The organism is Citrobacter sp. RHBSTW-00570, assembly GCF_013739755.1.
GTDB classification, from domain to species: Bacteria; Pseudomonadota; Gammaproteobacteria; order Enterobacterales; family Enterobacteriaceae; genus Citrobacter; species Citrobacter braakii.
In genome coordinates this window covers 560772-581331 of sequence record NZ_CP056399.1, presented here as the reverse complement: position 1 = coordinate 581331, position 20560 = coordinate 560772, and the positions used below count along the sequence as shown (strand labels likewise).

Genomic DNA, 20560 nt, shown 5'->3' with positions numbered 1-20560 from the left:
GCGTTGATTTCGTGTTAAAACAAATTCAATCTTTAATCAATTTCAATTAATTGCCTTCGTCTCCGACAATTATATGATGAATACTCTTTGGCTAATTCCACCAAAATAGATGCTGCTTTTTTAATTCGATAATTTTTCGACCATACGGCGGCATAACGCGCGACGGGTAAGGTTTCTTCTACCGGGATAGTAATAAACTGGTTTGAGCCAAATGGTGTGGTCATATCGCAGGGAATTACTGTTAAGAAATCAGCATTGAGAACAAGATTATAAATCGTAACGACGGAGTCTGTTTTAACGATGTTTTCACTGCTGATGCCATTATTTTGTAACGTGGTTAGAAGTTCACTGTAGTACCCCATATTCGTTTGTGGCAACACCCACTGTTCGTTTTTCAACGCGCTCAGCGAGGTGATGCCGGTGCATGTTCGGGACTTGCTGGCAACCAGGATGAAGTCTGACTCAAAGAGCGGTTCAACATGCAGATCGTGCAGTTTCATCTCATCACTCAGCGTACCGATCGCGAAGTCCAGACGCCCGTCACGAATCGCAGGTAAGAACGAGGAGAGCTGAGCTTCATACATGGAAACCTGCGCTTTCGGGAACACTTCTTTGAATTTTTTAATCATGCCGGACATGATGGTGAAGGCAATCAGTGAAGGAAAGCCAAACGACACATCAACGACCGCATTGCTCGTCATGCTGTTCATCTCATCAACCATGTTCTTCATTTCACGGGTAATAGATTCAGACCATGAGAGCATAACCTGACCTGCCTGAGTTAATGTCACACCAGTATTTTTGCGTACGACTAACTCAATACCGAAATAAGCTTCTACATCATTAATGATTTTGCTGACAGCCGGTTGAGTTAAACCTAATTCTTTTGCAGCTGAGCCGATAGAACCACTTCTAATGACTTCCTGAAAGACCACTAAGTGCTGTGTTTTAGGGAGTGTAATAGTATTCATATCGACCTGCGCTAATTACTTTGTTGACGGCAGGAAGTGTACCAAATTAAGCGAACGAGGATATGTGCTACCACTCACAAATCCCCTTGACTTACATTTTGTAAGACTATTATTTAAATTGAAATCACTTAATAATCATATAGATATGAAATATCGATCTCACTTTATCCTGACTTTAATCAAAAAAAGATGGGGGGATAACGATTTTTTATGGCTATAACAACACCATTTCTCCTGCTATTTCTTAAAACCACGAAAGGCTATATTTCAATCAATTACAGAGTAATTACCAGGCAAAACAGCGCTTAAATTTAATAAGCAACTTATCAAATATAATTATATTTTATCGTTTATAGTGGTCAAATAACGTTATGCATCACGTTTTTTAGCCTTATTTGTTTGTAAAGAAACATTGCATTTATTAATATTTAAACCAAAACATACAAATAATCATCACATGCAACATTGCATTAACAGTAGTTTTGTACAATTTATCAGCCAGTAATTTTGTGATGGCGATCGATTGCGTTCGATTATTCTCGATAAAAACGTATCGCGCAGCGTTTTGTGCTAGTCATCACAAAAAATGAAATATCCCGCAAGACATTGCCTTAGATAAAAGAAGTTCAGCGCGTAAATAAAGGTCAAATAACGATGAGATGAATGGGAAATAAAGGCCTGATTCGTGGTGAACCAACTACAACAAAGAAAGGCCAGGACAAAGCCCAGCCATTCACTCACAATCAGGATTTACTCATCGCGAAAACCGGGCTTGCCATTGGCTTTACGCCACTCTTTGATTTCTTGAACAACCGCGACCGGACCGCCTTTCCCTTCTTCTGGGTAATATATCAAATCAGAACCTGACGGATGTTCAGAAAGCCGCTCAAACTCTGCTACAGCAGCCATATGGGCCTTTTCAGATGGATAGGTATCGTTACAAATATCTTCAACAAAACTGAGGAACTCAGCTTCAGTAAAATCAGTGATGTCTTTATGCGTTACCATTTTATTTTCCTTGGTGAATTTCGATGTGCCGCTTTGGTGTAGTGACACCCAAATTATCTACGTCATAAACTGCACCACTATTTCTGATCTCTTCGATATGATGAAGTTCATACTTGACCCTTTGCCCGATGCTATCGGGTTTTCTTGCGTAGGCGGATCGACCATTTTTCATCGTAGCTAAGTTACGTGGATCAAATTGCTTTGAAAGTTCAGGGTCTTTGCTGACCTCCAGCCAGAGAGCCTGCCTGAAGTCGTCAAAATTGGAAAAGGTGCGTCCACGCAGTTTGTCAGCAATCTGAGACGGGATAGGCGAACCGTTACCCTGACCCGCATCAGCTAACCAGGTGCCAGAAATCTTTTGCCCCTTGCCTGTGACTTGCCCTGGCAGATTGCGAATATAAACATAAATCGGGTCAAACGTCCCGGCAGGGTGTACCAGAATATAATCCCTGAATGGGCGTTCTCCCGGTGCTGGCGTTTCCGTTGACCACGGGCTGTTGATTTCACTTTCAGGGTAAGCCAACACGTTCGGAGGGACGTATAGGTGGTCTTGATTACCGGTATTTGAAGGTGATACATATCACTCTTTGGGAGACAAATTAAGCAGGTTATCAGACCAAAGAAAGGCCAGGACAAAGCCCAGCCACTCCACTCACAATCAGAATTTACTCATCGCGAAAACCGGGCTTGCCATTGGCTTTGCGCCACATTTTGACCTGTTGGACTACGCCCTCGGGGCTATCATCCTGCCCGTCTTCAGGGTAGAAGATAAGGTCAGATCCAGCGGGGTGCTCAGCCAACCTTCTGAATTCTCTTACCAGCTTGTTTCCTTCCTCCTCAGTTTCAGTATCGGCTAAGCAAATTTTACGCACTAATTCTAAAAACTCGCTTTCCGTGTAGTCTGAAATGGATTTCTGATCAAACACTTTATTCCCCTTTAGCTGATGAATGAATTTCAATATGGCGTTTTGACGTAGTTACTCCCATGTTATCTACATTGTACACTTCACCTCCTTGGCTTATCGGGGTGATATGGTGCAACTCGTAACGCTCTCGGCCTCCGACAGAATCTTGTTCCCTGGTAAATGGGGAGTTTCCTTTCTGGATATGTGTCAAGTTATTAGACCTAAATTGTCGGCTCAGTCCTGGATCTTTTGAAACCTCCAGCCAGAAAGCCTGCCTGAAGTCGTCAAAATTGGAAAAGGTGCGTCCACGCAGTTTATCAGCAATCTGAGACGGGATAGGCGAGCCGTTGCCCTGACCCGCATCAGCTAACCAGGTGCCAGAAATCTTTTGCCCCTTGCCTGTGACTTGCCCGTAAGCGTCGTCTGAGTACCGTCTGGTCCCGAATCCAGGATCCTGTAACTTAAGCACCCACTTATTTTGCAGGTGGACACCTCATGCGCGCTAAAGAAAGACTTCCCCGGAAACACTATTCCCCTGAATTCAAAATGGAACTGGTCAGGCTGGCTCTTGAAGAAGAAGGCAGTATTGCCGCACTGGCCCGGAAACATGACGTCAATGATAACCTGCTCTTTAAATGGATAAGGCTCTGGCAGCGTGAAGGGCGGGTCTGTCGGCCCCGAAAAAACTCATCGTCGCTTCCTGCCCTGATACCCGTGCAGCTTCAGGCGGGCTCTTCTCTCCCAACCTTCGAACTACCATCCTGCTCTCCTCCCGCTACCTGCCACATAAAATGTCGGGGAGGAGAAATAACACTGACTCATCCCTCTGCTGAACTCATGAGCACTGTCCTGCGCGAACTGATGCGGGGGCCGGTATGATAAATCTTCCCGCAGGCACAAAAATCTGGCTGGTTGCCGGTATCACCGATATGCGCAACGGCTTCAATGGCCTCGCCGCAAAGGTGCAGACCGCGCTGAAAGATGACCCGATGTCCGGCCACGTCTTCATCTTCCGGGGACGCAGCGGCAGTCAGGTAAAACTGCTCTGGTCCACCGGCGATGGTCTGTGCCTGCTGACAAAGCGACTGGAACGTGGTCGCTTCGCCTGGCCCTCAGCCCGCGATGGCAAAGTGTTCCTGACGCCGGCGCAACTGGCGATGCTGATGGAAGGTATCGACTGGCGACAGCCAAAGCGGTTACTGACATCCCTGACCATGTTGTAGCGCTCTTTATCCTGGTTGTCGCAGAATAAGCCTGGTAAAATACAGGCTTATGAACGATACCTCTTCTGACGACATCCTTCTGCTGAAACAGCGCCTGGCCGAACAGGAAGCGTTGATCCACGCCCTGCAGGAAAAGCTGAGCAACCGGGAACGCGAAATAGACCATCTGCAGGCGCAACTGGATAAGCTGCGCCGGATGAACTTCGGCAGTCGTTCCGAAAAGGTATCCCGCCGTATCGCGCAAATGGAAGCTGACCTGAACCTGCTGCAGCAGGAAAGCGATACGCTGACCGGCCGGGTGGATGACCCGGCAGTGCAGCGCCCGCTGCGTCAGACCCGCACCCGCAAACCGTTCCCTGAGTCACTCCCACGGGATGAGAAGCGGCTGCTGCCGACTGAGCCGTGTTGCCCGGAGTGCGGTGGTTCGCTGAGTTACCTGGGTGAGGATGCCGCCGAACAGCTGGAGCTGATGCGCAGCGCCTTCCGGGTTATCCGGACAGTCCGTGAAAAGCATGCCTGCCGTCGGTGCGATCGCATCGTTCAGGCCCCGGCTCCTTCGCGCCCCATCGAACGGGGGATCGCCGGACCGGGGCTGCTGGCCCGAGTGCTGACCTCAAAGTATGCAGAGCACACACCGCTGTATCGCCAGTCGGAGATCTATGCCCGCCAGGGTGTAGTGTTGAGTCGTTCTGTACTGTCGGGCTGGGTGGATGCGTGTTGTCGTCTGCTGGCACCGCTGGATGAAGCCCTTCAGCACTATGTCCTGACCGACGGCAAACTCCATGCTGACGATACGCCTGTCCCGGTGCTGTTGCCGGGCAATAAGAAGACGAAGACCGGGCGCTTATGGACGTACGTTCGAGACGACCGCAACGCCGGATCAGCGCTGGCCCCCGCAGTGTGGTTCGCTTACAGCCCGGACAGAAAAGGTATCCACCCTCAGACCCATCTTGCAGGCTTCAGTGGCGTACTGCAGGCTGATGCCTACGCCGGGTTCAACGAGCTCTACCGCGACGGCCATATAAAGGAAGCCGCGTGCTGGGCCCATGCCCGCCGAAAAATCCACGATGTTCACGTCCGTACCCCGTCAGTCCTGACGGAGGAGGCGCTGAAACGGATCGGCGAGCTGTATGCCATCGAGTCGGAGATCAGAGGTAAAAGAGCAGAGGAACGGCAGGCAGTCCGGCACCAAAAAGTGCTGCCGCTGCTGGCGTCACTGGAGGGGTGGCTGCGGGAGAAACAGAAAACCCTCTCAAGGCACTCAGAACTGGCGAAGGCGTTCGGGTATGCGCTGAACCAGTGGCCGGCGCTGATCCGCTATGCAGAAGATGGCTGGGTGGAGGTGGATAATAACATTGCCGAAAACGCCCTACGACGGGTCAGTCTGGGGAGAAAAAACTGGCTGTTCTTCGGCTCGGATCATGGTGGTGAGCGCGGTGCGTCACTGTACAGTCTTATCGGGACGTGCAAATTAAACGGCGTGGATCCGGAACGCTATCTGCATTATGTACTTGATGTCATCGCCGACTGGCCTGTGAACCGGGTGGGTGCTCTGCTCCCGTGGCGGGTTACTCTGCCTGCCTGACCAGCTTCACTTCGTCAATACGGTTCTCACTGCACGCTTACACTTGCCCTGGCAGATTGCGAATATAAACATAAATCGGGTCAAACGTCCCGGCAGGGTGTACCAGAATATAATCCCTGAATGGGCGTTCTCCCGGTGCCGGCGTTTCCGTTGACCACGGGCTGTTGATTTCACTTTCAGGGTAAACCAGCACACTCGGAGGGACGTATACATTGTCCCGATTCCCGGTATTGGAAGGAGATTCATACCCAGGATCGTCTGGTGTCCAAACAATCGTTGGCTTACTTGCGCCATCCTCCCAGAACTCATAGTTCCCGGTGGTGCTGTTCTTCTGAAGCATTCGAACCGGAACTTTGTCCTGCCCACCTCCGGCGCTGACATGAAAACCTTTCGGCCTTATCGTCCCGTTTTGCTCTGCTTCCCAGCGAAAGCGAACGCGCGTTGGAACATCTTCTTTATTCCGTGCGGCCTGCTCAAGCCGCATTTTATCGATGTAGTCCTGTTCGCCGCTGTTGAGTTTTGGCGAGTAGAATATGCCAAACAGAAAAACGGTGGTGGGGTTGGGGACTATCCAACGGCCAGCAGCAGAAAGATTTCCCCCGATTTTTTGCAATGCTGCATATCCGGCTTCGGTCGTTGCACCCGTAGTTATCCCGGTCGTTGTCGCTATTCCTGCCGCCGCTGCGGCTTTGGTTGTGTCCGGTGAGTTGATGAGACGTTTGTACCAGGGGCAGTTATCTTCCAGTGGTGGGGTTGGTTCGTCTGGTTTGTGTTTCTTTGCTACCTGCGCGTGCTGAACAGGCTCTTCCTTTGTATGTTCTGTCTGAGGCGCAGCACGGTAATAGCCTGCATGACCAAAATTATCGAGTCGCTCTTGCTCTGTACCAGCATCGGTGCAGCCTTCACCACGAAGACAGGATTTCGCGTAAACAGCAACAGGCAATGGCGCAACAATGGCGGAAGATGACGGGGAGGATGCACTCGGAACAACTGCACCCATTGCTGTGTTCGATGTTCTGGTTCCAGCCCCTCTGCGTGTTTCGTAGGTTTGCACCATTATTTGCGGAATAATTTTTGCCTTGCAAGGGCAACTGCTGAAACTGTCCAGACTAAAGCCCAGCCGATGGAATCTACATATTCATGCTCAAGGCAATGTTAACTTACTTTTCGGCCTTGTCTGAATGCTTCACGCGCTTCGTTCAAACTCATAACATTTGCTCCCCCTTTGTAGTCAGGCTCTTCTGTTTGAATAGAATCATCTTCCCATGTGCAAACGGGGCAAATCTCATAGCTCCCTTCTTCGGGAAATTCATATTGTCCACAGCAAGGGCAAGAGTGTACCAGATCCATCATTTTCAAACCTCGCCACCTGAAATCTGGTAGTCAAGATCGTCCTGGTAGAATTCTTTACCTAAAATCCTTTCAATGGCTCTAACTTTTTGTTCGGTTAGATTCCATCCCCCAAGCCCAGCAACAAAGTCGTTATAGTCTTCTTCACTCCACTCCATAACGTGGCTAACTTCAGGAAGTTTTTCTTTAGGCACTTCAACCTCAAAAATAAGTAGCTCATCTACACGATCAAATGCATCAACAGTATAAATAATTGTCATTTTTCTACCCTTCTTGTTGGATCTGCTGGTTTCGTCTGCTCCCCTGATACAGGATCAAATTCCCCGAGATGGTTACGACCTGAGCGATCATACATTTCAACTGTACCGTGCTGTGAATCCCACTCAAAAATACGCCCTTTAGAATCCTTCCATCTTGAACGTAACGTTCCCCCACCTTTTACTGGTGTTCTTTTCTTCGCCGTTTTAGCGTCCGGAAATGCGGGTAATGGCGGTGTACCACGTGGAGCCACGTGATACTTATGATCTGCATTCAGATAAACATAAATCGGGTCAAACGTCCCGGCAGGGTGTACCAGAATATAATCCCTGAATGGGCGTTCTCCCGATGCTGGCGTTTCCGTTGACCACGGGCTGTTGATTTCACTTTCAGGGTAAACCAGCACACTCGGAGGGATGTATACATTGTCCCGATTCCCGGTATTAGAAGGAGATTCATACCCAGGATCGTCTGGTGTCCAAACAATCGTTGGCTTACTTGCGCCATCCTCCCAGAACTCATAGTTCCCGGTGGTGCTGTTCTTCTGAAGCATTCGAACCGGAACTTTGTCCTGCCCACCTCCGGCGCTGACATGAAAACCTTTCGCCCTTATCATCCCGTTTTGCTCTGCTTCCCAGCGAAAGCGAACGCGCGTTGGAACATCTCCTTTATTCCGTGCGGCCTGCTCAAGCCGCATTTTATCGATGTAGTCCTGTTCGCCGCTGTTGAGTTTTGGCGAGTAGAATATGCCAAACAGAAAAACGGTGGTGGGGTTGGGGACTATCCAACGGCCAGCAGCAGAAAGATTTCCCCCGATTTTTTGCAATGCTGCATATCCAGCCTCAATTGCAACATCAGTGGTGACCCCTGCTGTCGTCGCGGCTCTTGCTGTTGCCATCCCTGCGGTCGCTGCCGCTTTAGGGGCATCCGGGGAGCTGAAAAGGCGCTTATACCACGGGTGATTATCTTCTGGTGGTGAGGTCGGTTCGGCGGGTTTATGCTTCTTTGCTGCCTGCGCGTGCTGGACGGGTTCCGATCCAGTTTCTTTCGGTTGGGGCAGCGCCCGGTAGTAGCCAGCATGCCCAAAATTATCAACGGATTCCTGATCTGTTCCTGCGTCGGTACAACCTTCTCCCCGCAGACAGGATTTAGCAAAAACAGGTAATGCACTTGAGGCTGCCGCAGCGGCAATCGCTTGGTTAATGGGCCATTCTGCCGCCCGCTTTTGGTGCTCTTCGAAAGGATCGCCAGGGCTGTCTTCTACCCAGAGTGTTGTCGTGCCCATTACCTGATTGTTTTTGCAGTTACACAACACCTGATCACCAGTGGCAACGCAGGGTTTGTTTTCCGCAAAGTAGTATGCCGTACCATTTATCTGAAATGGTCCATTGCAGGTTTCTTTCGGACACCAGGCCATATCGCCACTTAGCGCAATATTCCTGTCTTCAATAATCGTTGAGGAAGCGGAAATAACCTCTCCACCGCTCGTGGTCTTGTCTCCTAGCCTTACCAGCGCTCTGGTCATAAATCCCTCTATTTACTATGGAGAAATTGCTGAGAGGGAATTGTACAAATAACGATCATTAGTCGAAAGTATTTTTCAGTTAAAGTGAAACTGCGTTTTGATACATCCATAAAATGGATGTTTTATGCAATTTTATTCAGTTTGCGAAGTATAAAAGATTTTGCTGTATAGGCATTCTTTCGACTTAGTGATGTAGTTAAACGTACAAATACTGTTGCTCTACACATATGGGGTCTGTCCATTAGCCATGATTGCCTGCTCCGGGTTGTTCATAGCTACATGCCCGGCTCTGGCTTTGAAGGCCACCAACAATCCACAAAGCATTGCGGCATAACCTTTCATTATTTATTTTCTTGATTTATTTCCTTGCTGTTATCAGGTTGGCTCATTACTGAGTAGAGACGGGAAAATATAAACCTTGCTCTGCTGGCTGAATCGCAGCCCAGAAAGCAAAAACCCCGCCGAAGCGGGGTTTTATAAAGAGGTGAAGCTGACCGATAAGCCGGGTTCTGTCGTGGACAGTCATTCATCTAGGCCAGCAATCGCTCACTGGCTCAAGCAGCCTACCCGGGTTCAGTACGGGCCGTACCTTGTGAACCCCTATTTGGCCTTGCTCCGGGTGGAGTTTACCGTGCCACGGACTGTTACCAGCCGCGCGGTGCGCTCTTACCGCACCCTTTCACCCTTACCTGATCCCACTTGCGTGGGCCATCGGCGGTTTGCTCTCTGTTGCACTGGTCGTGGGTTTCCCCCCCAGGCGTTACCTGGCACCCTGCCCTATGGAGCCCGGACTTTCCTCCCCTCCGCCCGTCTCCCCCGAAGAGGACGACGACGAAGCGGCGACTGTCTGGTCAGCTTCGGCGCGAAGTATAGAGGGTTTGCGGGGCATTGTCACCCCGCACTGCGCATTCCTATCGCCAACGTGGCGGCGATGTTTCTTGAAGCGCGATAAATATTATCAAATGCCCCACGAAAGGCCTCTTCCAGCGTGCTGATGGTGGTTAATACGCTAAACACCGCATCGATACCATATTGATGCACCACCTCCACATCGCGCGTCAGGCTGCCGCCAATACCAATTACCGGCTTGTGGTACTTCTTCGCGACATTCGCCACACCCACCGGCACTTTGCCGTGAATGCTCTGGCTGTCAATCCGCCCTTCTCCGGTCACCACCAGCGTACAGTCATGAATATGCTCTTCCAGATTGAGCGCCTGGGTCACAATCTCAATACCACTGCGCAGCTCCGCACCTAAAAAAGCCATTAACGCGGCGCCCATTCCGCCTGCCGCACCTGAGCCAGGAACGTCTTTCACATCAACCCGCAGCGATTTTTTAATGATGTCGGCATAGTGAGACAGATTGCGGTCCAGTTCGATAATGCGTTCTTCCGTCGCCCCTTTCTGCGGGCCAAAAATGCGCGAAGCGCCAGTATCGCCGGTAAGTGGATTGGTCACATCGCAGGCCACGCGAATTGAGCAGGTTTTTAAGCGCGGATCCAGGCCCGTTATATCGATGGTGTTCAGACTCTCCAGGCTTCCACCACCGTTGCCAATCTCTGTCCCGTTGGCGTCGCAGAGTTTCGCCCCCAGCGCCTGCACCATACCCGCGCCGCCGTCGTTGGTCGCACTGCCGCCAATACCAATAATGATGCTCTGCGCACCGCTATCCAGCGCCTGCAAAATCAACTCCCCGGTGCCGCGCGACGTGGTGACTAACGGGTTACGCTTTTCAGGAGGAACTAACGCCAGACCGCTGGCTGCCGCCATTTCGATAAACGCGGTTTTACCATCTCCAGACATGCCCCAGCAGGCATTCACTTTTTCGCCCAGCGGCCCTGTCACCCACGCTGAATGTTCACTCCCCTGCGTAGCGGCAATCATGGCTTCGACCGTTCCTTCACCGCCATCGGCAACCGGGACAGAAACATATTGCGCATCGGGGAAAATTTCCCGAAATCCTTTTTCTATTGCCTGAGCTACCTCGGTGGCAGAAAGGCTTTCTTTATAAGAGTCTGGGGCAATTACGATTTTCATAGTTATGTAGCCTGACAGTGCCGCGCAAGGCAAGAAATACAGGGCGCGCATCCGCGCCCTTCTTGTTAGCGAGTGACTTCCACTTTCGCCAGTTTTTCGTAGTAGCATGCGAGTGCGCTATGATCGGCGGTGCCCAGCCCATCAGCGCGTAGCGCCTGCATCATCTCCATGACTGCAGCAGTCAGCGGTAACTGAGCGCCAACGTCATGAGAGGTATCCAGCGCGTTCGCCAGATCTTTAATATGCAGGTCGATACGGAAACCCGGCTTAAAGTTTCTGTCCATAACCATTGGCGCTTTCGCATCCAGTACGGTGCTTCCCGCCAGCCCACCACGAATCGCCTGATACACCAGATCCGGGTTTACGCCCGCTTTGGTCGCCAGCGTCAGCGCTTCCGACATCGCCGCAATGTTCAGCGCCACAATCACCTGATTCGCCAGCTTGGTGACGTTACCCGCGCCGATGTCACCGGTATGTACCACGGAACCTGCCATCGCTTTCATCAGATCATAATATTTGTCAAAAATCGCTTTATCACCGCCAACCATCACCGACAGAGTACCGTCGATAGCTTTCGGTTCGCCGCCGCTTACTGGCGCGTCCAGCATATCCACGCCTTTCGCTTTCAGCGCGTCGCTGATTTCACGGCTGGCTAACGGCGCGATGGAGCTCATGTCGATCAGCACTGTCCCCGGTTTCGCCCCTTCAATAATGCCGCCCTCTCCCAGCGCCACTTCTTTCACATGCGGAGAATTCGGCAGCATGGTGATGATCACATCGCACTGCTCGGCAATATCTTTCGCCGTGGCGGCGGTTTCTGCGCCTGCGGCAATCACTTCCGCAATGGATTCCGGGTTACGGTCAGCAACCACCAGCGAGTAACCTGCCTTGAGGAGGTTTTTACTCATTGGTTTACCCATAATACCGAGGCCAATAAAACCAACTTTCATTGTCATGTCTTTATCTCTCTCTACTGTCGAGGGTGGTTATTTCTTAAAAGAATCAGCCAATTTTTGCGTGGCTGAACGGAACACGCCAAGATCGCTGCCAACGGCAACAAACGTCGCGCCCCACTCCAGATAACGACGCGCATCCGCCTCTACCGGGGCCAGAATGCCGCTTGGTTTGCCGTGTGCTTTCGCGCGGGCAAAAATGTGCTGGATAGCTTTCTGCACATCAGGGTGTGACGCATTGCCGAGGTGGCCTAACGCCGCAGCCAGATCGCTTGGGCCGACGAAGACCCCGTCGACGCCTTCTGTCGCCGCGATTGCGTCAACGTTATCAACGCCCTGCTGACTTTCGATCTGCACGATGATGGTGATGTTCTTATTCGACTGCGCAAAGTAGTCCGGTACGGTGCCAAACATATTGGCGCGATGGGATACGGACACGCCGCGAATACCTTCCGGCGGATAGCGGGTCGACGCCACGGCGTTCACCGCCTCTTCTTCCGTCTCCACGAACGGGATCAGGAAGTTGTAAAATCCGATATCCAGCAGGCGTTTGATAATTACCGGCTCGTTGGTCGGTACGCGCACTACCGGCGCGCTGGTGCTGCCTTTCAGCGCCATCAATTGCGGGATAAACGTCGATATGTCGTTCGGCGCGTGTTCGCCGTCCAGCACCAGCCAGTCAAAACCCGCCAGGCCTAAAACTTCGGTACTGATTGGGCTGGCTAATGCAGACCAGCAGCCAATCTGAATCTGTTGCGCCGCGAGAGCCGCTTTAAACTTATTCGGAAAAATCGTGTTATTCATCGCTTACACCTTTGTTTATTTCTGCAATTCCATACGTTTAATGTCACCGACAATAAACAGGTAGCAAACCATTGCCATCAGCGCCGAGCACCCTACAAACATCAGCGCAGCATTAAATGAGTGCAGCTCGCTCACCAGATACCCAATCACCAGCGGGGTGACGATGGAAGCCACATTGCCAAATACGTTAAATACCCCACCGCACAGACCGACAATCTCTTTCGGCGCAGTATCGGAAATCACCGGCCACCCCAGCGCCCCGAAGCCTTTACCGAAGAACGCCAGCGCCATCAGCGCCACCACCAGGGTGGTGTTATCGGTGTAGTTACACAGAATAATGGTCGAGGCGAGCAGCATTCCGAGCACAATCGGCAGCTTACGTGCCAGAGTGATGCTGAAGCCACGTTTAATCAGATAATCAGAGAACACGCCGCCGAGTACGCCACCGGCAAATCCGCACAGCGCAGGAATCGAAGCCACCAGGCCCACTTTCAGGATCGACATGCCTTTTTCCTGTACCAGGTAAATCGGGAACCAGGTGAGGAAAAACCAGGTAATTGTGTTAATAAAATACTGTCCGAAGAACACGCCGAGCATCATACGGTTAGTGAGCAACTGCTTGATATAATGCAATTTAGGACCGCCTGACTTCACATCACCCGGCTTTTTATGGTCCATATCCACGACCGCGCCGTTTTCAGAGATAAACTTCAGCTCTTCTTGCGACATACGCGGGTGATCGGTTGGGTTATGAATAAACTTTACCCACAGCCCGGTGAGCACAAAACCAATCACGCCCATCACGGTAAAGACGTGTTCCCAGCCCCAGGCGAAGGTCAGCCAGCCCAGCAGCGGCGAAAACAGCGCCAGAGAGAAATACTGTGCGGAGTTAAAAATTGCGGACGCCGTACCGCGCTCTTTCGTCGGGAACCAGGCCGCCACGATCCGGGCATTCGCCGGGAAGGACGGCGCTTCCGAGAAGCCCAGCATAAAGCGCATGATGAACATTGAAATACCCGCCCAGGCCAGCGGGAACATGTCGACAAAGCCCTGCAGGAAGGTAAACAGCGACCAGAAGAACAGGCTGTAGGTATAGACTTTCTTTGAACCGAACTTATCCAGCAGCCAGCCGCCGGGGATTTGCATTAACAGGTAAGCCCAGCCGAAAGCGGAGAAAATGTACCCCATTGAGATGGCACTGAGCTGTAACTCTTTCGCCACTTCCGTGCCGGCAATTGACAGCGTTGCACGGTCCGCATAGTTAACGGCTGTAACGATAAATATTATCAGCAATATTAAGTAACGGGTGTGCGTGCCTTTCTTTTTCTCGACAACTGTATCCAGAATCATTCTAATTACCTCGGGTACATTAAATTTTTATTATTATTGGGTAGATATTCCTGGTGATAAATTACTGATAATAAGAACGCATAATAATTTATCAGACGCTATGAAACCGTGATTTAGTATAATCAGCAGCGCCATGTTAATCATTGTGCAAGCGCTCATTAAACATGCGTCATTAAAATAATGTTTTGGGCATATGCACACATGTATGGGCGCTAATGCACACATTTACGTATTGCTACCCCTGGTGGGGCGGCCTTGCTGAGTTTAAGTGATCATCATCACATTCTTGGCGATAAACTCCTGACATTCTTATTTCACGATACCGAATCTTTATTACTTATAATTAGATTCAAAATATAAATATCCACACTATTATCACCACCTTGTTGGAGAATACTGGACAATGGCCGACATCGAAATCAGACAAGAATCGCCAACGGCGTTTTATATTAAAGTTCACGAAACAGATAATGTGGCGATAATTGTCAATGACAATGGTCTGAAAGCTGGGACGCGTTTTCCAGACGGACTGGAACTCATTGAACATATTCCTCAGGGACATAAAGTGGCGCTCTTGGATATTCCTGTTCGCGGCGAAATCGTGCGTTATGGCGAAGTGATAGGCTATGCCGTTCGCGATATCCCACGCGGCAGTTGGATTGATGAATCAATGGTTGAGCTACCCAAGGCCCCTCCGTTGGAGACGCTGCCGCTGGCAACCAAAGTGCCAGAGCCGCTGCCGCCTCTTGAGGGTTACACCTTCGAAGGTTATCGCAATGCAGACGGTAGTGTCGGCACCAAGAATCTGCTCGGTATTTCCACCAGCGTGCACTGCGTGGCGGGCGTGGTGGATTATGTGGTGAAAATCATTGAGCGCGATCTGCTGCCCAAATACCCGAACGTTGACGGCGTGGTCGGACTCAATCACCTGTACGGCTGCGGCGTGGCGATTAATGCCCCAGCCGCCATCGTGCCGATTCGTACCATTCACAATATTGCGCTAAACCCGAACTTTGGCGGTGAAGTGATGGTCATTGGCCTCGGCTGCGAAAAACTGCAGCCAGAGCGCCTGCTGGAAGGCACGCACGATGTGAAAAGTATTCCGGTCGACAGCGCCAGCATCGTCAGCCTGCAGGATGAAAAACACGTTGGCTTTCAATCGATGGTTGCCGATATTTTGCAGGTGGCCGAACGCCATCTGGCAAAACTCAATCAACGCCAGCGTGAAACCTGCCCGGCGTCAGAACTGGTGGTCGGCATGCAGTGCGGCGGCAGTGATGCGTTTTCAGGCGTGACGGCCAACCCGGCGGTCGGTTATGCCTCCGACCTGTTAGTACGCTGCGGCGCCACCGTAATGTTCTCTGAGGTTACCGAAGTGCGCGATGCCATCCATCTTCTGACCCCACGTGCGATTAACGAAGAAGTAGGTAAACGCCTGCTTGAAGAGATGGCCTGGTACGATAACTACCTTGATATGGGCAAAACGGATCGCAGCGCCAACCCTTCTCCTGGCAACAAGAAAGGCGGTCTGGCAAACGTGGTGGAAAAAGCGCTGGGTTCTATTGCCAAGTCTGGCAAGAGCGCGATTGTCGAAGTCTTGTCGCCGGGCCAACGCCCAACCAAACGTGGCCTGATTTACGCGGCTACACCCGCCAGCGATTTTGTCTGCGGTACGCAGCAGGTCGCTTCCGGGATCACCGTGCAGGTGTTCACCACCGGTCGCGGTACGCCGTACGGCCTGATGGCCGTGCCGGTGATAAAAATGGCGACCCGTACCGAGCTGGCCAACCGTTGGTTTGACCTGATGGACATCAACGCAGGCACCATCGCCACCGGGGAAGAAACCATTGAAGACGTGGGTCTGAAACTGTTCGAGTTTATTCTCGACGTCGCCAGCGGGCGTAAGAAAACCTTCTCGGATCAATGGGGACTGCATAACCAACTGGCGGTGTTTAACCCGGCGCCAGTGACCTGATTATCCACGTTTTTTCTTCATGAGCATGCCTTCGGGCATGCTTTTTTTTTTGCCATATACTTTCGCAACCCTCCCTTTTCTTTCGAAACTTTCATTTATCAGATCGAAATCACAAAAAAACGTTACGAAACCCTATACTTTATTTCGAAGAAAGCAATCGAAAGACTTCGGAGGAAGTATGTTTATCATCTCAAGCAAAATGATGCTGAAGAAGGCACAGCGAGAAGGCTATGCCGTACCGGCGTTTAACATTCACAACCTGGAGACCTTACAGGTTGTCGTGGAAACAGCAGCCGAACTACGCTCTCCGTTGATCGTCGCCGGCACGCCTGGCACTTTTAGCTATGCCGGTGTCGGTAATATCGTTGCAATCGCCAGTGAACTGGCAAGATGCTGGAACCATCCTCTCGCCATCCATCTCGATCACCATGAAAGCGCCACCGATATTGAAGAGAAAGTCGCTACAGGTATTCGCTCCGTCATGATCGATGGTTCCCATCTGCCGTTTGTCGACAACATTGCGTTAGTTAAACACGTAACGGATTACTGCCACCGCTATGACGTTAGCGTTGAAGCTGAGCTCGGACGGTTGGGTGGACAAGAAGATGACCTAATCGTGGACGGAAAAGATGCGCTTTATACCCACCCAGAACAGGCTCGGGAGTTCGTGGAAAAAACCGGTATCGACTCACTGGCGGTCGCGATTGGCACAGCTCATGGACTGTATAGCACTGAACCTAAACTGGATTTTGAACGGCTAACAGAAATTCGTCAGTCCGTTGATATTCCACTGGTTCTACATGGCGCATCCGGCCTGCCAGCACATGATATTAAGCGTGCCATCTCTTTAGGGATCTGCAAAGTCAACGTCGCTACCGAACTCAAAATCGCCTTTTCTGGCGCACTCAAAACCTATCTGAGTACAAATACCAATGCGAATGACCCACGGCATTACATGATGCCAGCAAAAGCCGCCATGAAAGAAGTGGTACGTAAAGTCATTGCCGACTGCGGTTGCGAAGGAAAACTATAAGTAACTGATTAATATGAATTGTATGAATTCTGGCAAAGGTCTGTTTTAAAGCTGGATCACGAAAGCTGCTTTTACCCTTTGCCTTCAATCCAAAAATATTATGAAGATAAACAAAAGATATCGGAGATAGAAGTGAAAGAAATAATCTCTCGTCATAAAGCAGGTGAACATTTAGGTATTTGTTCTGTTTGTTCAGCACATCCGTTGGTCATTGAATCCGCATTACGCTTTGATCTCAATACGGACAGTAAAGTTCTGATCGAAGCAACGTCTAATCAGGTTAATCAGTTTGGTGGCTATACCGGGATGAAACCCGCCGATTTCCGTGATTTTGTCTATGGCATCGCACAAGAAATTGGCTTCCCTCGAGAAAGACTGATCCTGGGGGGCGATCACCTCGGCCCTAACTGCTGGCAAAATGAAGTAGCGGCAGAAGCGATGGAGAAATCCGTAGCCTTGATTAAAGCTTACGTCGCCGCAGGATTCAGCAAAATCCATCTTGATGCTTCAATGTCCTGCGCTGACGATCCGACACCGCTAGACCCGATGGTTGTTGCTCAGCGAGCAGCCATACTTTGCCAGGCAGCAGAATCAACAGCAACCGAAGAACAGAAACGCCAACTGACTTACGTGATTGGCACTGAAGTTCCCGTACCTGGTGGAGAAGCCACCACCATCGGTAGCGTTCATGTCACACGTGAAGAAGATGCCGCCCGGACACTGGAAACCCATCAGGTTGCCTTCAGTGCATTAGGGCTTGAAGAAGCGTTAACGCGCGTAATCGCCATTGTGGTCCAGCCCGGCGTCGAATTCGATCACACTCAAATTATTCACTATCAGCCACAAGCTGCAAAAGCGCTTTCCGCCTGGATCAAAGAGACCCCAATGGTCTACGAAGCGCATTCCACAGATTATCAAACCCGCCAGGCATACCGTGCGCTGGTACGCGATCACTATGCGATTTTGAAAGTGGGTCCAGCACTCACCTTCGCTCTGCGTGAAGCTATTTTTGCCCTTGCGCAAATGGAAAATGAACTGGTATCTCCGGAGCAAAGAAGCCGGGTATTGGAAGTGATTGACGAAGTTATGTTGAATGAACCGGACTACTGGAAAAAATACTATCGCCCAACCTGGAGTCAGGCGATGGTTGATATTCACTTCAGTCTCTCCGACCGTATTCGTTACTACTGGCCGCATCCCCGCATTCGTCAAAGCGTAGAGAAATTAATAACCAATCTTAATGACGTCGCTTTACCACTGGGGCTAATTAGCCAATTTATGCCCGTGCAATTTGAGCGTCTGTCTGAAGGAACGTTAACCGCGACGCCACACAATCTGATTATCGACAAAATTCAGGACGTTCTGCGCGCCTATCGCTTTGGTTGCGCACCAGCACTTGCCTGAAATCAGGAGAATATATGAGCCAACTTTTTGTCCGAACAGGAATTAACTTTAGCTCGTGTCAGCATGCGCTGACACATATTGGGGAGGAGATGCTGGCCAAAGGGGTCGTGCACGAAAGTTACCCGCAGGCCCTGATTGAGCGTGAAGCAACCTTTCCAACTGGAATAGCGCTGGAACGTCATGCCGTTGCGATTCCACATTGTGAAGCTGTCCATGCTAAATCTCCTGCTATCTATCTGATTCGCCCGGATACACCGGTCAACTTTCAACAAGCGGATGATGATGAAGAGATCGCCGTCTCTTTAATTATCGCCTTAATCGTTGAGAACCCGACGGCACAACTGAAGCTCCTGCGTCGTCTGTTTAGTGAGCTACAAAACCCGAACACCATTGAAGCATTACTGAATGCGCCCGATGCAGAACTGGCAATGCTCTTTCGGGAAAAAATCCTTGAGTCTGAGCTCTGTGCCCAGATTTGATAAAAAACTGATAATAAAAGGAATACCCTATGAAACGTAAAGTAATTGTGGCCTGTGGCGGTGCTGTAGCAACTTCAACAATGGCTGCAGAAGAAATTAAAGAACTCTGTGAAGCCAACAATATACAACTCGACCTGGTTCAGTGTCGTGTAACAGAAATCGAAACCTATATGGACGGCGCAGACCTCATTTGTACCACGGCTCGCGTTGACCGTACATTTGGCGATATCCCGGTGGTTCACGGCATGCCTTTTGTCTCAGGCGTGGGTATCGAAGCATTGCAGCAAAAAATCCTGACCATCCTCGTGGGGTAACGCCATGTTTAGCGAAATAATGCGTTATATCCTCGATTTAGGTCCAACGGTTATGCTGCCGTTAGTGATCATCATCTTCTCAAAATTGCTGGGAATGAAGCTCGGGGATTGTTTCAAATCTGGTCTGCATATCGGGATTGGGTTTGTCGGCATCGGCCTGGTAATCGGCCTGATGCTGGACTCTATTGGACCTGCCGCAAAAGCAATGGCAGAACAGTTTCAAATTAACCTGCACGTCATCGATGTCGGCTGGCCTGGTTCATCACCGATGACCTGGGCTTCGCAAATTGCGTTAATTGCGATTCCTGTCGCCATTGGGGTGAATATCCTGATGCTGGTTACCCGCATGACCCGTGTGGTGAATGTCGACATCTGGAATATCTGGCATATGACGTTTACCGGCGCCATGTTGCATCTGGCGACCGGTTCATACTGGTTGGGCATCCTCGGTGTGGTTGTTCATGCCGCCTTCGTCTACAAACTGGGAGACTGGTTTGCCAAAGACACGCGCGACTTTTTTGGTCTGGAAGGCATCGCCATTCCACATGGTTCCTCGGCATATCTGGGCCCGATAGCGGTCCTGGTTGATACGATCATTGAAAAAATCCCAGGTCTGAACCGCATTCATTTCAGTGCGGACGATGTACAAAAACGCTTCGGCCCCTTCGGCGAGCCCGTGACCGTCGGTTTTGTGATGGGGTTAGTGATCGGCATGCTGGCAGGGTATGACGTTAAAGCAGTGCTCCAACTGGCGGTGAAAACAGCTGCCGTTATGTTGCTCATGCCGCGCGTCATTAAACCGATTATGGATGGACTCACTCCCATTGCAAAGCATGCTCGCAAGCGCCTGCAGGCAAAATTTGGTGGCCAAGAGTTCTTGATTGGCCTGGATCCTGCGCTACTGCTCGGCCATACGTCAGTGGTTTCCGCCAGTCTTATCTTTATCCCGCTGACCATTCTGATTGCCGTTCTGGTACCAGGAAACCAGGTTCTGCCATTCGGCGATCTCGCGACCATTGGTTTCTTTGTCGCCATGGCGGTAGCCGTTCATCAGGGAAACCTTTTCCGCACGCTGATCTCCGGCGTCATCATCATGGGTATCACCCTGTGGATAGCCACGCAAACCATTGGTTTACATACCCAGCTAGCCGCCAATGCGGGCGCATTGAAAGCCGGTGGCATGGTGGCTTCAATGGACCAGGGCGGTTCCCCAATCACCTGGCTGCTAATCCAGCTCTTCACCTGGCAGAACGTGGTGGGTTTCATCATTATCGGTGCTATTTACCTGTTGGGTGTACTGCTGACCTGGCGTCGGGCGCGTAATTTCGTGGCGGCTGAAAAAGCGGCAGCCATAACAGAAAGCCAGACCGCATCTTAATTTCTGGG

At 50.7% G+C, this 20560-nt stretch carries 21 protein-coding genes and 1 other RNA gene; 8 read left to right on the top strand and 14 right to left on the bottom strand.

Annotated features, from left to right (window positions below):
* Positions 1–32: 32 nt before the first annotated feature.
* From tdcA to HV237_RS26340, 5 genes are all read right to left on the bottom strand, one after another.
* Positions 33–971 carry a transcriptional regulator TdcA gene (tdcA, locus tag HV237_RS02845; RefSeq protein ID WP_003828596.1) on the bottom strand — a complete coding sequence of 313 codons (939 nt, stop codon included), beginning with the start codon at positions 969–971 and terminating at the stop codon, positions 33–35.
* 750 nt (positions 972–1721) lie between these two features.
* Positions 1722–1979: a bacteriocin immunity protein gene (locus tag HV237_RS02840; RefSeq protein ID WP_047358949.1), complete on the bottom strand. Its 258-nt coding sequence runs from the start codon at positions 1977–1979 to the stop codon at positions 1722–1724.
* Position 1980: 1 nt separating this feature from the next.
* On the bottom strand, positions 1981–2502 hold the full coding sequence (locus tag HV237_RS02835; RefSeq protein WP_135107977.1) for an HNH endonuclease signature motif containing protein: 522 nt from the start codon (positions 2500–2502) through the stop codon (positions 1981–1983).
* Between the two features lie 142 nt (positions 2503–2644).
* The gene (locus HV237_RS02830) at positions 2645–2905 is read right to left on the bottom strand and encodes a bacteriocin immunity protein (RefSeq protein WP_047358948.1); all 261 of its coding nucleotides are present in this window, start codon (positions 2903–2905) and stop codon (positions 2645–2647) included.
* Position 2906: 1 nt separating this feature from the next.
* Complete coding sequence (locus tag HV237_RS26340; protein ID WP_047358959.1) at positions 2907–3353, bottom strand: HNH endonuclease signature motif containing protein; 447 nt, start codon at positions 3351–3353, stop codon at positions 2907–2909.
* 406 nt (positions 3354–3759) lie between these two features.
* On the opposite strand from HV237_RS26340, the gene tnpB reads away from it, so the two are divergent.
* Complete coding sequence (gene tnpB, locus HV237_RS02820; protein WP_000609174.1) at positions 3760–4107, top strand: IS66 family insertion sequence element accessory protein TnpB; 348 nt, start codon at positions 3760–3762, stop codon at positions 4105–4107.
* A 49-nt stretch (positions 4108–4156) separates the two neighbouring features.
* Positions 4157–5692 (top strand): IS66 family transposase, encoded by a 1536-nt coding sequence (locus HV237_RS02815; protein WP_001000409.1) that lies wholly within the window; start codon positions 4157–4159, stop codon positions 5690–5692.
* Positions 5693–5729: 37 nt separating this feature from the next.
* On the opposite strand, the gene HV237_RS02810 is transcribed toward HV237_RS02815, so the two are convergent.
* From HV237_RS02810 to garP, 9 genes are all read right to left on the bottom strand, one after another.
* The gene (locus tag HV237_RS02810) at positions 5730–6692 is read right to left on the bottom strand and encodes an S-type pyocin domain-containing protein (protein WP_052951273.1); all 963 of its coding nucleotides are present in this window, start codon (positions 6690–6692) and stop codon (positions 5730–5732) included.
* 155 nt (positions 6693–6847) lie between these two features.
* Positions 6848–7042 (bottom strand): CPCC family cysteine-rich protein, encoded by a 195-nt coding sequence (locus tag HV237_RS02805; RefSeq protein WP_072058777.1) that lies wholly within the window; start codon positions 7040–7042, stop codon positions 6848–6850.
* Positions 7043–7047: 5 nt separating this feature from the next.
* On the bottom strand, positions 7048–7302 hold the full coding sequence (locus HV237_RS02800; protein ID WP_047358510.1) for a pyocin S6 family toxin immunity protein: 255 nt from the start codon (positions 7300–7302) through the stop codon (positions 7048–7050).
* Entirely contained in the window at positions 7299–8825 is a 1527-nt protein-coding gene (locus tag HV237_RS02795) for an S-type pyocin domain-containing protein (protein ID WP_047358511.1), read from the bottom strand. Before HV237_RS02795 ends, HV237_RS02800 begins: the two co-directional genes overlap by 4 nt.
* Positions 8826–9307: 482 nt before the next feature.
* Positions 9308–9684, bottom strand: an RNA gene (rnpB, locus tag HV237_RS02790) — RNase P RNA component class A.
* Between the two features lie 32 nt (positions 9685–9716).
* Positions 9717–10862: a glycerate 2-kinase gene (garK, locus tag HV237_RS02785; RefSeq protein ID WP_047358544.1), complete on the bottom strand. Its 1146-nt coding sequence runs from the start codon at positions 10860–10862 to the stop codon at positions 9717–9719.
* Between the two features lie 65 nt (positions 10863–10927).
* The gene (gene garR, locus HV237_RS02780) at positions 10928–11818 is read right to left on the bottom strand and encodes a 2-hydroxy-3-oxopropionate reductase (protein ID WP_047358512.1); all 891 of its coding nucleotides are present in this window, start codon (positions 11816–11818) and stop codon (positions 10928–10930) included.
* A gap of 30 nt (positions 11819–11848) precedes the next feature.
* Entirely contained in the window at positions 11849–12619 is a 771-nt protein-coding gene (gene garL / locus HV237_RS02775; protein WP_016157546.1) for a 2-dehydro-3-deoxyglucarate aldolase, read from the bottom strand.
* 15 nt (positions 12620–12634) lie between these two features.
* Positions 12635–13969 (bottom strand): galactarate/glucarate/glycerate transporter GarP, encoded by a 1335-nt coding sequence (gene garP / locus HV237_RS02770; RefSeq protein ID WP_003024898.1) that lies wholly within the window; start codon positions 13967–13969, stop codon positions 12635–12637.
* A gap of 403 nt (positions 13970–14372) precedes the next feature.
* On the opposite strand from garP, the gene garD reads away from it, so the two are divergent.
* The 6 genes from garD (at position 14373) to HV237_RS02740 (ending at position 20552) form a co-directional block, all read left to right on the top strand.
* Positions 14373–15944, top strand: coding sequence for a galactarate dehydratase (garD, locus tag HV237_RS02765; RefSeq protein ID WP_016154637.1), 1572 nt, complete (start codon positions 14373–14375; stop codon positions 15942–15944).
* A 178-nt stretch (positions 15945–16122) separates the two neighbouring features.
* Entirely contained in the window at positions 16123–16977 is an 855-nt protein-coding gene (locus HV237_RS02760) for a tagatose bisphosphate family class II aldolase (RefSeq protein ID WP_047358513.1), read from the top strand.
* Positions 16978–17109: 132 nt separating this feature from the next.
* Positions 17110–18381, top strand: coding sequence for a tagatose-bisphosphate aldolase subunit GatZ (gatZ, locus tag HV237_RS02755; protein ID WP_016154646.1), 1272 nt, complete (start codon positions 17110–17112; stop codon positions 18379–18381).
* A 14-nt stretch (positions 18382–18395) separates the two neighbouring features.
* Complete coding sequence (gatA, locus tag HV237_RS02750; protein ID WP_019077770.1) at positions 18396–18860, top strand: PTS galactitol transporter subunit IIA; 465 nt, start codon at positions 18396–18398, stop codon at positions 18858–18860.
* 29 nt (positions 18861–18889) lie between these two features.
* The gene (gene gatB / locus HV237_RS02745) at positions 18890–19174 is read left to right on the top strand and encodes a PTS galactitol transporter subunit IIB (protein ID WP_003828616.1); all 285 of its coding nucleotides are present in this window, start codon (positions 18890–18892) and stop codon (positions 19172–19174) included.
* A 4-nt stretch (positions 19175–19178) separates the two neighbouring features.
* Entirely contained in the window at positions 19179–20552 is a 1374-nt protein-coding gene (locus HV237_RS02740) for a PTS galactitol transporter subunit IIC (RefSeq protein ID WP_016154648.1), read from the top strand.
* Positions 20553–20560 lie beyond the last annotated feature (8 nt).

Excerpts from the sequence above, each read along its gene's own strand:
- tdcA (WP_003828596.1), bottom strand. The coding sequence starts at position 971 with ATGAATACTATTACACTCCCTAAAACACAGCACTTAGTGGTCTTTCAG.
- HV237_RS02840 (WP_047358949.1), bottom strand. The coding sequence starts at position 1,979 with ATGGTAACGCATAAAGACATCACTGATTTTACTGAAGCTGAGTTCCTC.
- tnpB (WP_000609174.1), top strand. The coding sequence starts at position 3,760 with ATGATAAATCTTCCCGCAGGCACAAAAATCTGGCTGGTTGCCGGTATC.
- HV237_RS02815 (WP_001000409.1), top strand. The coding sequence starts at position 4,157 with ATGAACGATACCTCTTCTGACGACATCCTTCTGCTGAAACAGCGCCTG.
- HV237_RS02810 (WP_052951273.1), bottom strand. The coding sequence starts at position 6,692 with ATGGGTGCAGTTGTTCCGAGTGCATCCTCCCCGTCATCTTCCGCCATT.
- HV237_RS02805 (WP_072058777.1), bottom strand. The coding sequence starts at position 7,042 with ATGGATCTGGTACACTCTTGCCCTTGCTGTGGACAATATGAATTTCCC.
- HV237_RS02800 (WP_047358510.1), bottom strand. The coding sequence starts at position 7,302 with ATGACAATTATTTATACTGTTGATGCATTTGATCGTGTAGATGAGCTA.
- HV237_RS02795 (WP_047358511.1), bottom strand. The coding sequence starts at position 8,825 with ATGACCAGAGCGCTGGTAAGGCTAGGAGACAAGACCACGAGCGGTGGA.
- garK (WP_047358544.1), bottom strand. The coding sequence starts at position 10,862 with ATGAAAATCGTAATTGCCCCAGACTCTTATAAAGAAAGCCTTTCTGCC.
- garR (WP_047358512.1), bottom strand. The coding sequence starts at position 11,818 with ATGACAATGAAAGTTGGTTTTATTGGCCTCGGTATTATGGGTAAACCA.
- garL (WP_016157546.1), bottom strand. The coding sequence starts at position 12,619 with ATGAATAACACGATTTTTCCGAATAAGTTTAAAGCGGCTCTCGCGGCG.
- garP (WP_003024898.1), bottom strand. The coding sequence starts at position 13,969 with ATGATTCTGGATACAGTTGTCGAGAAAAAGAAAGGCACGCACACCCGT.
- garD (WP_016154637.1), top strand. The coding sequence starts at position 14,373 with ATGGCCGACATCGAAATCAGACAAGAATCGCCAACGGCGTTTTATATT.
- HV237_RS02760 (WP_047358513.1), top strand. The coding sequence starts at position 16,123 with ATGTTTATCATCTCAAGCAAAATGATGCTGAAGAAGGCACAGCGAGAA.
- gatA (WP_019077770.1), top strand. The coding sequence starts at position 18,396 with ATGAGCCAACTTTTTGTCCGAACAGGAATTAACTTTAGCTCGTGTCAG.
- gatB (WP_003828616.1), top strand. The coding sequence starts at position 18,890 with ATGAAACGTAAAGTAATTGTGGCCTGTGGCGGTGCTGTAGCAACTTCA.
- HV237_RS02740 (WP_016154648.1), top strand. The coding sequence starts at position 19,179 with ATGTTTAGCGAAATAATGCGTTATATCCTCGATTTAGGTCCAACGGTT.